The sequence below is a fragment of the Glutamicibacter mishrai genome (assembly GCF_012221945.1).
GTDB classification, from domain to species: domain Bacteria; phylum Actinomycetota; class Actinomycetes; order Actinomycetales; family Micrococcaceae; genus Glutamicibacter; species Glutamicibacter mishrai.
Window position 1 is genome coordinate 2,610,034 of the sequence record NZ_CP032549.1, and the last position, 12,419, is coordinate 2,622,452.

Consider the following 12,419-nt stretch of genomic DNA (forward strand, 5'->3'; position numbering starts at 1 on the left):
GTGGCACAACAGCGCGTTATCGCCACCGCCCCGGGAAAGATCAACTGCTACTTCCGAGTGGGCCCACCACGTGAAGACGGCTACCACGAAGTGGCAAGCCTCTACGTTGCGGTATCCCTGACCGAGCAAATCGAAGCCACGCTGCGTACCGATGGCGAACTGCAGCTGAGCCTTGAACCTGATTCGCCTGTGGTCCACGACCCTGAAAACTTTCCGCTGGGCGAAGGCAACCTCGTGTACCAGGCCGCCCAGCTGCTGCGCGAGCACACCGGGACGACGCTGGGCGCCGACCTGCACATCACAAAGCGTGTTCCCATCGCTGGCGGCATGGGCGGAGGATCTGCGGACGCCGCTGCCACCCTGGTCGCCTGCAACGAATTGTGGCAGACCCATCTGGACCGCGAGGAACTGGGACGCCTGGGTGCGCGGCTCGGAGCGGACGTGCCTTTTGCGCTGATGGGCGGCGCAGCCATTGGCCTGGGCATCGGAGACCAGCTGGCGCCTTTGCTAACCCGTGCCAAAACCCACTGGGTACTGATTCCTGCCAGCTATGGATTGTCCACGCCACGGGTGTATGGAATGCTGGATCGCCTGCGCTCCGGCATGGACATCGAGGTTCCGAAGGAAATCGACCCAGCGGTCATCGAGGCATTGATGGCCTCCGACGCTCCGGCCTTGGCGCAGGTGCTTGCCAATGACCTGACCCAGGCCTCGCTGGCCTTGGCTCCGGAGTTGGGCACTATGCGGGATCTTGCCGAAGGCGCTGGCGCCTTGCGCGCCATGGTCTCGGGCTCCGGGCCGACTTTGGCCCTGCTGGTGCGCGATGGCGAGCACGCCGAAGAAGTGATGGCCCAGCTCGGCGACGAGGTGGGCGTTGCCACCATTGATGTCACTGCACCTGCTGCTGGTGCACGTATCACCCTCAGCGAGTAGGGCCCAGCGGGAGCAAGTGAACCCGCCATCGCTGCGTGTAACCACAAAGTTAACTTCCTTGATTGCTCTTGTCGTGCGATAAGACTGCTCATAGGCTGAGTTCCAAGCGCTAATTGAAAGCGATTCATTTAGGGAATTCAGGTGGTCCACGCATGCTCAATGGCCAGGTATCGCATTGGTGGGAACAAATCGGCGTCCCAGAGCCCAGGCCGAAACTTCGCGGGCACAGCACCGTGGATGTCGCTATCGTGGGAGCCGGGTTCACCGGCCTGTGGACCGCCTACTACCTGGCCAAGGCCAATCCGGACCTGGACATCGCGATTCTCGAAGCCCGCCACGTTGGCTACGGAGCCTCCGGGCGCAATGGCGGATGGTTGACCAACACCATCACCGCAGGCGCGAACCACTACCTCAAAACGCATTCGGTCCAGCAGATCAACGATTTCCAGCTGGCCATGAACCGCACCGTAGATGAAGTCATCAACGTTTGCGCAGCCGAATCCATCGATGCCGATATTCTTCGTGGCGGAGAATTCGAAGTCGCCTACACGCCGGCACAGGAACGGCGCCTTCGCGCCCATGCGGAGGCGAACAAGTCCTGGGAACACACCGGAACCATGCTCTTGGAATCAGCCGAGGCGCTAAACAAGATCAACGTCGCCGGGACCCGCGCGGCCCTGTGGCATCCGCACGCCGCGAGAATTCATCCAGCAAAACTCGTGCGCGGACTCGCCGAGACCGTAGAACGTCTTGGCGTGAAAATCTATGAAGATACGCGGGTCAAGGCAATCCGTCCTCGGCAACTCGAGTTGGATGGCGGAACGGTCAATACAACGTATATCGTCCGCGCCACCGAAGGCTTCACCGCTCAGTTGGCCGGCCACAAGAGATTGTGGCTGCCCATGAACTCTTCGATGATCGTCACCGAACCATTGCCTGAATCCGTCTGGGATGAATTGAATTGGAGCGCCGGCGAAGTGCTGGGGGACTACGCCCACGTGTACATGTACGCCCAGCGCACCGCCGATGACCGGATTGCCATTGGCGGACGCGGAGTGCCCTACAAATATGGTTCGCGCACCGACATGGATGGACAGACACCGCAGAGCACCATCACTGGGCTTCAAGAAATCCTGCAACGGATGTTCCCGCAAACACAACAGGCAAAAATTGCCCATGCCTGGTCCGGTGTGCTCGGTGTGCCACGTGACTGGGCAGCAACTGTGGGTCTGGATCAGCAGACCGGCATCGGCTGGGCCGGCGGGTACGTCGGCACCGGTGTGGCCACCACCAACCTTTCCGGCAGGACCTTGCGCGACTTGATTTTGGGGCAGGAGACGGGGCTAACCCGGTTGCCATGGGTCAATCATGAGGTGCGCAAATGGGAGCCGGAGCCGCTGCGATGGCTGGCCACTAAAGGGCTTTATGCCGCCTACGGCCAAGCGGATCGAAGCGAGCTCAAGGGCCGGGAAAAGTCGTCAACTCTGGCCCTCATCGCCGATAAGATCACCGGCAAACCATAGGGGGAGCGGGCTACCGGGCGGCAGACGGCAAACCGTCGATGCGATATTCGCGCTTGATGCCGGCGGTTCCTTGGCCCCACGCGCTATCGCGGACCCGCACCTGATGCGCTTCGAAGGCTGACGGATCGGTGAATTCTTCGGCGACATTCCAAATCCAAGGATCCTCGGTGGGAGTCACGTGGAACGAGAGGCAGCCAGCTTCTGCCGTCGTGAGCTGCACGTGGGCAGGCAGGAGCTGATTCACGGTATCTGCTTCTGATTGGCTGGAGCATATAAGGCGCCCGGTCAGGCTAACAATTCCCATGATCCGAGTCTGCCACGCAGCCCTCGAATCAGTGGCACCAGAGGCAGAATACGACGTTGGCCCGGAACCTCCTGGTTCCGGGCCAACAACTACACGGTGGGGCTAGAAATGATTACTCAAGCATTTCAGTCAGTTCCAGCCAACGCTCTTCGAGCTCATCGATCTGGGTTTGGTATTCATCGATTTCCGCGGTGAACTTGCCCAAGCCTTCGTAGTCGCTCTGGTCGTGATCGGCCATTTTTGCATGGACCTTGGCGATCTTCTCGTTGAGCTGCGATACCTTGCGCTCGTTGGCATTCAACTCTTTCTGAGCTGCACGCAGTTCGGCACCCGATGGGCCAGTAGGCTTGGCCACCGACGATCCGCCCTGAGACTGCGAAGGGTTGGAACCACCGGTGGAGCCTTCCGCGGCACGCAGCTTGAGGTATTCATCCACGCCGCCTGGGACGTGGCGGAATTGCCCGCCGAGAATCGCGTACTGCTGGTCGGTGACGCGTTCGAGCAGGTACCGGTCGTGGGAGACCACGATCAGCGTGCCCGGCCATGAGTCCAACAGGTCCTCCAGGGCTGCCAACATGTCGGTATCAACATCGTTGGTGGGCTCATCGAGGATCATGACATTCGGTTCATCCATCAAGATCATCAGCAGCTGCAGGCGGCGACGCTGGCCACCGGAGAGCTCTGCGACCTTGGTGGACAGGTGCGCCGAAGAGAAGCCCAGGCGTTCCAGCAGCTGTGCCGGGGTCAGGTCTTTGCCATCCACGTTGAAGGTGGTGCGGTAGCGGGCGAGGACTTCGCGGACCTTGTCCTGGCCGATCTGCTCCAGCTCGCGGAACTGCTGGTCCAGCACAGCCAGCTTCACCGTCTGGCCGCGCTTGATCTTGCCGCCAGTGGGCTCCACGGTTCCGGCGATCAGGCCCAGCAGGGTGGACTTGCCGGCGCCATTGGCACCGAGCAGGCCCGTGCGCTCGCCTGGGCCGATGCGCCAGGTGAATGGCTTGAGCACCTGCTTGGCGCCGAAGGATACTTCGGTATCCAGCAGGTCGATGACGTCCTTGCCCAAACGGCTGGTGGCCATCTTCTGCAGTTCCAGCGGATTACGCGCCGGCGGCACATCAGCGATCAGCTGATTGGCCGCTTCGATGCGGAACTTCGGCTTGGACGTGCGGGCCGGGGCGCCGCGGCGAAGCCACGCCAGTTCTTTCTTCATCATGTTCTGGCGCTTGTTCTCGGTCACCGCGGCAATGCGGTCACGTTCCACGCGCTGCAGGACGTAGGCGGCGTAACCGCCTTCAAAAGGCTCAACGAGCCGGTCGTGCACCTCCCAGGTGGTGGTGCAAACGGCGTCGAGGAACCAGCGGTCGTGGGTGACGACCATCAGGCCGCCCGAATTCTTGGACCAGCGGTTATTGATATGCCCGGCCAGCCACGAGATTCCTTCCACGTCCAAGTGGTTGGTGGGCTCGTCCAGGATGATGACATCCCAGTCCTGAACCAGCAGCGCGGCCAGTGCGACGCGGCGGCGCTGTCCGCCCGAGAGGGTGCCGACGGTTGCTTCCCAGTCGAGGTCCGCGACCAGACCGGAAATGATGTCGCGGATGCGGGCCTCGCCAGCCCACTCATGGTCTTCCATTTCGCCCACCACGCTGTAGTGCACGGTGGCTTCCGGATCCAAGGTGTCGGACTGGTCCAAAACGCCGACCCGCAGCCCATTACGCAGGGTGACGCGTCCGGAGTTGGGCTCGATCTTGCCCGAGAGCATGCCGAGCAGCGAGGATTTGCCTTCGCCGTTGCGTCCCACCAAGCCGATACGGTCTCCATCGGAAATGCCGATGGTCACCGAGTCGAAGACAGTATGGGTGGGATATTCCAGATGTAGGGCTTCGCCCCCGAGTAAATGAGCCACGATTTCCATTTTACGTTCCGAGTGCAAATCGGCGCGGATCTAGGTGCTCCACCAGGAGGGAAGTACCTCTTGGCAGCTATGGCGTTTTGCGATTTCGCTCATAGGGGCCGAACATGGCAGAATAATTACCGTGCTTGTCGGGATAACCTGCATAAGCCATTTTCCGCCCTGGTGTAATGGCAACACTCCAGCCTTTGGAGCTGTGTATTCTAGGTTCGAATCCTAGGGGCGGAACCACGGAAAAAGCGTCACGCAAGTGGCGCTTTTATTCTTTAACCAGTTCAGGCCTGCTCGCTGCGCACGTTAGACTTGTCTAAGGGTTTTTCTTCTCTGCCCAAAACCTTGAATCTAATCTGCAGGAGAACGCACTTGAGCGATCAGGTCAATGCACCAGTAGCTGTCATCGTCCTTGCCGCCGGGGCTGGTACCCGGATGAAGTCGGCCAAGCCGAAGATCATGCACGAAATCGCAGGTCGCTCCATGATTGCTCATGCACTTCATGCCGCTTCGGCGCTGCAGCCCAAGAACCTGGTGGCCGTAGTCCGCCACCAGCGTGACCTCGTTGCCGAACATATCGTCAGCCAGTTCCCCTCCATCACCATCGCCGACCAGGACGAAATCCCGGGTACCGGCCGCGCCGTGCAGCAGGGCCTGGAAGCTATCGACCCTGCCCTTGAAGGCACTGTCGTGGTGACCTATGGCGATGTGCCATTGCTCACCAGCGAAGTGCTGCAGGATCTGGTGGCCACCCACGAAGCCAACCGCAACTCGGTCACCGTATTGACCACCTCGCTGGATGACCCCAATGGCTACGGCCGCATCCTGCGTGATGAGAACGGCGATGTCGCCGGCATCCGCGAGCAGAAGGACGCCTCGGCTGAAGAACTGCTGATCAAGGAAATCAACTCCGGAATCTACGCATTCGACGGCAAGATGCTGCGTTCGGCACTGACCGAGGTCACCACCGAGAACGCGCAGGGCGAAATGTACCTGACCGACGTGCTGGCTATTGCCCGTGCCCGCGGCGGCCGCGTGGCTTCCTCGCAGATCGCCGACCGCTGGCAGATCGAAGGCGCGAATGATCGCGTCCAGATTTCCAATCTGGCGCGCATCTACAACCAGCGCAAGGCCGAATTCTGGATGCGCGAAGGCGTGACCATTATCGATCCTGCAACCACCTGGATCGACGCAGAGGTCATTATCGGCCGCGACGCCACCCTGAAGCCGGGAACCCAGCTGCACGGAACCACCATCATCGGCGATAACGCCACCGTTGGCCCGGACACCACGCTGACCAATGTTGTTGTCGGCCAGCGGGCCACCGTCAAGCGCACCGATGCCACCGATTCGCGGATCTCCGCCGGTGCTTCGGTGGGCCCCTTCGCCTACCTGCGTCCGGGAACCGAGCTGGGTGCCGATGGCAAGATCGGTGCTTTCTACGAAACCAAGAATGTCACGATTGGCCGTGGCTCCAAGCTCTCGCACCTCGGCTACGCCGGGGATGCTGAAATCGGTGAATTCACCAATATCGGGTGTGGCAATATCACCGCGAATTACGATGGCGAAAAGAAGCATCGGACCAAGATCGGTTCGCATGTTCGCACCAGCTCCAACACCGTATTTGTCGCCCCGGTTGAAATCGGGGATGGCGCATACACTGGTGCAGGCGCCATCGTCCGCAAGAACGTCCCGGCCGGTGCTCTGGCACTGTCTGTGGCTCCGCAGCGCAATACCGAGGGCTGGACGCTTGAAAAGCGTCCGGGCACCCCTTCGGCTGACGCCGCATTCAAGTCCTCTCTGAATTCCTCGGGCACCGAGTAATCCGGTCACGGACTTAATTTCCTCGACAACAACCTCATACGTGATAGCGAAGCGAGCGAGAAAGCAAACCCAATGAGTGAAATCAGCCATAACGTCGACAAAAAGCTGGTGCTGGCCAGCGGTCGCGCACACCCGGAACTAGCCGCCGAGGTCGCCAAGGAACTGGGCACCGAACAGCTGCCGCTTAACGCCTACGACTTCGCCAACGGCGAGATCTACGTTCGCTCCGATGAGTCGGTCCGCGGCAAGGACGTCTTCCTGCTGCAGTCCTACCCAGCGCCAACGAACAACTGGCTGATGGAACAGCTGATCATGATCGATTCGATGAAGCGCGCGTCGGCTCGTCGTATCACCGTGGTCGCTCCGTTCTACCCATATGCCCGACAGGATAAGAAGGGCCGTGGCCGCGAGCCTATCTCGGCCCGTCTGGTTGCCGACCTGTTCAAGACTGCCGGTGCAGACCGTATCATCTCTTGCGACCTGCACACCGCGCAGATCCAGGGCTTCTTCGATGGTCCGGTTGACCACCTGTTTGGCTTCCCGATGCTGGCTGATTACATCAAGACCAAGATCGACGTCAACGAAGCTACCGTGGTTTCCCCAGATACCGGACGTGTTCGCGTAGCTGAGCAGTGGGCCGACCGTCTGGGTGGCGTTCCGCTGGCCTTCGTGCACAAGTCCCGCGACTTGACCGTGCCTAACCAGGCCGAGTCCAAGACCGTGGTGGGCCAGGTTGAAGGCCGTACCGCGATTCTGATTGACGACATGATTGATACCGGTGGAACCATCGCAGGCGCTGTGCGCGTGCTGAAGGAAGCCGGCGCCAAGGATGTCATCATCGCCGCGACCCACGCAGTGTTCTCGGATCCAGCTGCCCAGCGCTTGGCTGATTGCGGTGCCCGCGAGGTTGTTGTCACCAACACCCTGCCAATCCCTGAAGAGAAGCGTTTTGAGAACCTGACGGTGCTCTCCATCGCCCCGACCATCGCTCGCGCGATCTCGGAAGTATTCCACGACGGTTCGGTCACGAACCTGTTTGACGGCCGCGCCTAGCAGCCCTCGTTTCGCAACGCCTCTGGCCGGCACCTTCGGGTGCCGGCCAGAGGCGGTTAAACCATCGTTTACGGTGTCATTTAGGAGGAACGGTTACCGGGCAGAGCGGGGCGAACGCGGTCTCAGATGCTGAGCGGAGAGCCGGGCCGCTGGTGGTACCCATCTTTGACGTGTGAGTAGTCTCGTGCCGTTGTTACTAAGCCGGAATCGTCGAATGAAAGTACTGTGCACCCCGAAATCGTCATTGGCTTGTCGTTGATAAACATGATGACCCAGTACTCGACGGAGGCGGAACTTCCATCAACAAGTGGTTCACTGAACCATGTCTCTGCCGGTTTGGTCTCTTCTGCGAAGCATTCCACTAGATAAGCGCGAAGGGCGTTGGAACCGTGCAATAGCCTAAACATCGATGCCCAGTGGTCGCCGTCCTCGGCCTGCAGCTCGACAATTGCGTCTGCGTCCTTGAGTGGCCATGCCTTGGCCCATGTCCGCGCCCAGCGTTGTGCAGCTTCGAGAGTTTGCATGTTAATTTCCTCGTGACTTAGATGAGTGGTGGCTGCTGGTTTTCGAGATGATGGGCAGCTCAGTTCCCATAGGACAGGCAGTTGTTTGCAATGCTACATTCGGCCGAGCGGACTCACGGCGCAGGTTCTTCTGGCGTTGCTCTGTGCTGATATATGCACGTTGCTCCGTAAGCCGGTCCACTAAAGAAACGCCCGCAAGAGGAACCCTCTGCGGGACACTAATGCCTCTCTTGTTCAAATCGAGGATTTACATCAGTCCTCCCAATGGCAGAATTGCCTCATGAGCCTCGATACGCCATTAATTCTGATTGGTCCGGCCGCCACAGGAAAAACTACCCTAGGCCAAATAGTTGCGGCCAGCTTGTCCGTTCCGTTTGTCGATATAGATGAAATAGCCGAACCCTACTACGAGGAATCCGGCTGGAACCTCGAAAAACTCTCTCATAGAAGTTCAATAGTCGGGCGCGTTGCCGCCGAACGAGAATGGGAAGCTGCTCGCGCGCACGCTGTATGTCGCGTACTGGATGACCACCCTGATGCGGTTATCGCTTTAGGCGCGGGCCACACCTCGTATAAAAATGAGCATCATCTCCAACGCGTGAGGACCGCTTTGAAGGATGCGCCCTGCGTCTTGCTCGTCTTGCCTTCGGCAGACAGGTCCGAAGCACTGCGCACTCTACGCAACAGGTCGTTGGTTTCAAAAGGAACGGACTGGATCAGCTCAGGACATGATTTTCTTGCTGAATGGCTCGATGACCAAGGAACACGGTGCCTGGCCACTGCAACCCTGATTACAGGTAGCGAATCACCCGAGACAACTGCCAAGAGAATCGTAACGATGCTTCAACGCACTGACTCTTAAGTACTGGCCAGTGCTTGAATACCAACGAAGCCAGTTTTTGTAGCCATGACTTGGAGGTACAGTCTTGGGTGCGAAGAAGACGTGCAGCAAATATTGTGTTCTAGAAAGCAGGTGTGTGCGATGAAGTCGTATATGGCAAGAGCGTACGCCTGAAAATGACGGTTACTGTTGCGGAGAGTGCGAGTACGAAATCGAACACAGCGACCTGAACGCTCCACTGGAATCATGCACTCTCACACCGGTATCTGGCGCTCTTCGATACCTCTAACGCATGTTCGTGCGCGGAGCGCGCAACGGTTCGAAAGCACGCAAATACCTACGGGCATGTCTGAGAAAGTGATCCCTGGAAGATAGAGAATGGATTTCCTTTGCTGTCGGTTGACGATGTGATCGCGGTTAGACCGATCTTCTTAGCAACATTCTCGGAAGCGGTGTTGCCAGGGTAAATGACCGCAATCAATGAGTGGTGCCCTTTTTGAGCTGCGTAGTCGCGGCAGGCTGTGGCCGCTTCGGTCGCATAACCGCGTCCCTGCTGTCCGTGTAAGACGTGATATCCGACTTCAAGTTGTTGCCGCCCGTCCACAAACTGCCATGCTAGGCCGCAGTCCCCGATGAACTCTCCAGAATTAGTCTCAATGATCCAAAGCCCAAAGCGATCCTGTTTGTAACGGTTCAGGTTGTCATCAATCCAATGTTGAGTCTCGTTGCGAGAAAAGGGTTCCCATAAAACTGCATGACTTTTGGATCGCCGAGCAAACGGAGCATGTTTTCCAAGTCCGAATCAGTCATTTGTCGGAAGCGAAGTCGCGCGGTGTCTTTTGGGGTCATGATTCGAGATTACCCTGCGCCATGCCATCCCAACGTAGAACATTCTTGTTGTCCCTCAAGCCGGTCCGCTATAGGAGGACCCGTAAGAGGAACGCTCTACGGGACGATATTTTGTCGGTTGCCCGCTCTCGGGTACCGGGGTATCCGCCGCGTTCTTCTGGTTGATGGCTCTGGTCTACGAGCGATCAAAATTCCCGAGTTGATAGAAGTCGCTTACACTCTCCAAAAATCGAACGATCGTCTCTAGTTCGCGATGATCGAAGGTTCGCGTCAATGCATCGAACTCATCATCGGTACGGCCATAGAGAACCTGAAGAGATGCGATTTTCTCCGGCATCAATTCGAGCACAGTCTTGCGTCGATCGTCCACATCAATCGTTCGACTAAGGTAACCTGCCGTTTCCAATCGGTCGACTAGTTTGGTCACAGTGCTGGTTGGCATGCCTGTGACCTCGCTAATCTGGCGAGGGGTTCGCACATCCTCGCGCAGCACCAAGAGGTGAAGCGTTTGCAAGTCGGTGACCAGCAGTCCATGCTGGCGTGCAACTCTCTCGTTACCCAGAATCGCATTCACCAACTGCCGCTGTAATGCGCCGCGGACTCGTGGCACCAGTTCGTTGGCGGTCATCAGAACCCTTCCTGATACATTTAGTACCGTATCGGGAATATCCCGATGTGGTTTCATTTTACCCGACGGGGAACAACAGCATGAAAATTTTGGTTCCAGGAGCAACAGGATCGGTCGGTAGACATGTCGTGGAGCAAGCTCTCGCGCGTGGCCACGAGGTGATCGCCATAGCCCGCAACCCGGAGAAGCTCGCCCTCGAACATCCAAACCTCACAAAGAGACAGGTCGATATCCTTAACGCCCAAGCGGTCGAGTCGCATCTGACCGGAGTGGATGCCGTGTTGAGCACTGTTGGGATGGGGGCATCAAAGACTCCCACGACGTTGTACTCGGAGGGCACACGAAATCTGCTTGAGGGGATGAGTACTTACGGGGTTCAGCGAATCGTAGTCATCTCTTCCGAAGTCGCTGAACACTGGGCTCATCAGAGGCCACTCAAACTTTGGGTTGTGCTTCCGTTGCTACAGAAATTCCTCGGCGCGACCTACGACGATATGCGCCGCATGGACATCGTACTCTGGGAAAGTCGTGCGCGGTGGACGGCAATTCGTGCACCGCGAATCAGGACTGCACCTGGCAAAGGTAAGTACCGACTCGCAGGCCAGCCGCTACCGCGCGGGTGGATGATCACTGCAGTCGACATGGCAACCGCGATGCTAGACATCATTGAACGCGATGATCTAGATAGGCAACACGTCTACATCGCCAACTAGAGAACGGGATTGTGGCCGATGTGTGGAAAACAAAGCCTGAAGGCGCTAATAGTTTGTCGCTTTGGAACTCTAGGTAGGGCACTTCTTCTGGCTACGGTATCAGTGGCACTGTCCCACAAGGGGTCTGTCCGAATAAGAGATTTGCAGTGTCCCGTATGACGGTCGTCATACGGGTCACTCGGTCCGTTGACATGCTAAATTTTCGAAACTCCAGGTTTTCAAAGATTTCAGATTCCCGTGTACCCCGCCCGAGAAAATGCCCGGTGAAGGTGCCTTATACGGACACGGAAAACTATTATTTATGGTGGATCAAGGACCGGGAGGGGCAACATGGATTTTGGAACCAGACAAGTCACTATCGGCGGGCTCGTTCGTGCTCAGCTGCAGCATCGATTGGTGCGTACTGGGGTCCAGCTTAACGAATATGCAAAAATGTTGCTGGCCCACCGGGTTTTCGATGAGATTGTGCCAGTACAGGAGCTGACCGTGGTAAGTCGTAACCTGCAACAGCTTGATCTGGACGCCGGAGCTACGTTGCCGCAAATTTTTGACCGAGCGATTAGCCATGGACTGCAACTATGCTCACCAATAACCGGCCCCTATCTTCGGTTGGCATACCTGACTCAAGGTACTTCGAGCGATTCAGTGCTCAGTGCCGGTAAGTCTCCGGTCGATTCACTCACCATTGCCTCCTCGGCGTTGGGTGATGAGGAATTTCCCCGAGGATTTTATCTGCGAGTAGTGGATGGGGTGCCCTGGCTACGTGGGTATCGTTGCGATGACACGCATGGTTTTTCGCTCGACGACACCTTTATCTTCCAGCTGAGCTGAGCGGCAGAACGCTTGCTTAAGTGGCGTTCGCTACAGGTTTTCTTGTTGAGGATAGCAACTGGTAGAATTGTTGACTGTGCCCAGGCGAGGGAAACACCAGTAATGGTGGGACCGTTATCGACAAGGCCGGACAAGCTCTTTCATCTCTTAGATGTTGGATGCTTCCCGAGTCCACGCAAGGGCCTTAACGAAGCATTCATTTCCTAAGGAGAATTATCATGGCATCTGTCAACCTTGACGCCGTTGTACGTAGCGATTTCGGTAAGGGCGCTGCTCGCCAGGCTCGCCGCGACGGCCAGATCCCAGCAGTTGTTTACGGTGCAGGCTCCGAGCCACAGCACGTACTGCTTCCAGCCCGCGAAACCACCCTGGCCGTTCGCGACCGCGGTGTTGAGCTGGTTCTGAACATCGATGGCAAGACCGTCAAGACCACCATCAAGGACATCCAGATCCACGCGCTGAACCGCACCGTTGATCACCTTGACCTGATCAT

Annotated in this window: 12 protein-coding genes, 1 tRNA gene and 1 pseudogene; 9 read left to right on the plus strand and 5 right to left on the minus strand. The window is 57.9% G+C overall.

Annotation, left to right across the window (positions count from 1 at the left end):
* Together D3791_RS12265 and D3791_RS12270 are read left to right on the plus strand one after the other, a co-directional pair.
* On the plus strand, positions 1–933 hold the full coding sequence (locus tag D3791_RS12265) for a 4-(cytidine 5'-diphospho)-2-C-methyl-D-erythritol kinase (RefSeq protein ID WP_172512376.1): 933 nt from the start codon (positions 1–3) through the stop codon (positions 931–933).
* Between the two features lie 152 nt (positions 934–1,085).
* Positions 1,086–2,456 (plus strand): NAD(P)/FAD-dependent oxidoreductase, encoded by a 1,371-nt coding sequence (locus D3791_RS12270; protein WP_172512377.1) that lies wholly within the window; start codon positions 1,086–1,088, stop codon positions 2,454–2,456.
* A 10-nt stretch (positions 2,457–2,466) separates the two neighbouring features.
* Here D3791_RS12270 and D3791_RS12275 read toward each other — a convergent pair whose 3' ends face one another.
* Both D3791_RS12275 and D3791_RS12280 read right to left on the minus strand, forming a co-directional pair.
* Positions 2,467–2,700, minus strand: coding sequence for a putative quinol monooxygenase (locus D3791_RS12275; RefSeq protein ID WP_246242074.1), 234 nt, complete (start codon positions 2,698–2,700; stop codon positions 2,467–2,469).
* Positions 2,701–2,872: 172 nt separating this feature from the next.
* Positions 2,873–4,666, minus strand: coding sequence for an ABC-F family ATP-binding cassette domain-containing protein (locus D3791_RS12280; protein WP_172512379.1), 1,794 nt, complete (start codon positions 4,664–4,666; stop codon positions 2,873–2,875).
* A 162-nt stretch (positions 4,667–4,828) separates the two neighbouring features.
* Between D3791_RS12280 and D3791_RS12285 the strand changes: the two genes are divergently transcribed.
* The 3 genes from D3791_RS12285 to D3791_RS12295 all read left to right on the plus strand — a co-directional run bounded on the left by D3791_RS12285 (position 4,829) and on the right by D3791_RS12295 (position 7,540).
* A tRNA-Gln gene (locus D3791_RS12285) sits at positions 4,829–4,903 on the plus strand.
* 132 nt (positions 4,904–5,035) lie between these two features.
* Positions 5,036–6,487: a bifunctional UDP-N-acetylglucosamine diphosphorylase/glucosamine-1-phosphate N-acetyltransferase GlmU gene (glmU, locus tag D3791_RS12290; RefSeq protein WP_022874960.1), complete on the plus strand. Its 1,452-nt coding sequence runs from the start codon at positions 5,036–5,038 to the stop codon at positions 6,485–6,487.
* A 72-nt stretch (positions 6,488–6,559) separates the two neighbouring features.
* Positions 6,560–7,540, plus strand: coding sequence for a ribose-phosphate diphosphokinase (locus D3791_RS12295; RefSeq protein WP_022874961.1), 981 nt, complete (start codon positions 6,560–6,562; stop codon positions 7,538–7,540).
* A gap of 122 nt (positions 7,541–7,662) precedes the next feature.
* On the opposite strand, the gene D3791_RS12300 is transcribed toward D3791_RS12295, so the two are convergent.
* Positions 7,663–8,064, minus strand: a complete 402-nt coding sequence (locus tag D3791_RS12300) for a nuclear transport factor 2 family protein (protein WP_172512380.1) — start codon at positions 8,062–8,064, stop codon at positions 7,663–7,665.
* A 280-nt stretch (positions 8,065–8,344) separates the two neighbouring features.
* Between D3791_RS12300 and D3791_RS12305 the strand changes: the two genes are divergently transcribed.
* The gene (locus D3791_RS12305; protein WP_172512381.1) at positions 8,345–8,926 is read left to right on the plus strand and encodes a shikimate kinase; all 582 of its coding nucleotides are present in this window, start codon (positions 8,345–8,347) and stop codon (positions 8,924–8,926) included.
* A gap of 316 nt (positions 8,927–9,242) precedes the next feature.
* Here the strand turns inward: D3791_RS12305 and D3791_RS12310 are convergent, their stop codons facing one another.
* Both D3791_RS12310 and D3791_RS12315 read right to left on the minus strand, forming a co-directional pair.
* Complete coding sequence (locus tag D3791_RS12310; protein WP_343034536.1) at positions 9,243–9,614, minus strand: GNAT family N-acetyltransferase; 372 nt, start codon at positions 9,612–9,614, stop codon at positions 9,243–9,245.
* Positions 9,615–9,929: 315 nt separating this feature from the next.
* Positions 9,930–10,382, minus strand: coding sequence for a MarR family winged helix-turn-helix transcriptional regulator (locus tag D3791_RS12315; RefSeq protein ID WP_246242076.1), 453 nt, complete (start codon positions 10,380–10,382; stop codon positions 9,930–9,932).
* 80 nt (positions 10,383–10,462) lie between these two features.
* On the opposite strand from D3791_RS12315, the gene D3791_RS12320 reads away from it, so the two are divergent.
* The 3 genes and pseudogenes from D3791_RS12320 to D3791_RS12330 all read left to right on the plus strand — a co-directional run.
* Positions 10,463–11,095, plus strand: coding sequence for an NAD(P)-dependent oxidoreductase (locus D3791_RS12320; protein ID WP_172512383.1), 633 nt, complete (start codon positions 10,463–10,465; stop codon positions 11,093–11,095).
* A gap of 330 nt (positions 11,096–11,425) precedes the next feature.
* Entirely contained in the window at positions 11,426–11,926 is a 501-nt protein-coding gene (locus D3791_RS12325; RefSeq protein WP_172512384.1) for a hypothetical protein, read from the plus strand.
* Between the two features lie 218 nt (positions 11,927–12,144).
* A pseudogene (locus D3791_RS12330) lies at positions 12,145–12,417 on the plus strand (50S ribosomal protein L25); the annotation flags it as partial.
* Positions 12,418–12,419: the final 2 nt, after the last annotated feature.

What these genes read in the sequence shown, in the direction of transcription:
- D3791_RS12270 (WP_172512377.1), top strand. Translation starts at nt 1,086, where the DNA reads ATGCTCAATGGCCAGGTATCGCATTGGTGGGAACAAATCGGCGTCCCA.
- D3791_RS12295 (WP_022874961.1), top strand. Translation starts at nt 6,560, where the DNA reads ATGAGTGAAATCAGCCATAACGTCGACAAAAAGCTGGTGCTGGCCAGC.
- D3791_RS12300 (WP_172512380.1), bottom strand. Translation starts at nt 8,064, where the DNA reads ATGCAAACTCTCGAAGCTGCACAACGCTGGGCGCGGACATGGGCCAAG.
- D3791_RS12305 (WP_172512381.1), top strand. Translation starts at nt 8,345, where the DNA reads ATGAGCCTCGATACGCCATTAATTCTGATTGGTCCGGCCGCCACAGGA.
- D3791_RS12315 (WP_246242076.1), bottom strand. Translation starts at nt 10,382, where the DNA reads ATGACCGCCAACGAACTGGTGCCACGAGTCCGCGGCGCATTACAGCGG.
- D3791_RS12320 (WP_172512383.1), top strand. Translation starts at nt 10,463, where the DNA reads ATGAAAATTTTGGTTCCAGGAGCAACAGGATCGGTCGGTAGACATGTC.
- D3791_RS12325 (WP_172512384.1), top strand. Translation starts at nt 11,426, where the DNA reads ATGGATTTTGGAACCAGACAAGTCACTATCGGCGGGCTCGTTCGTGCT.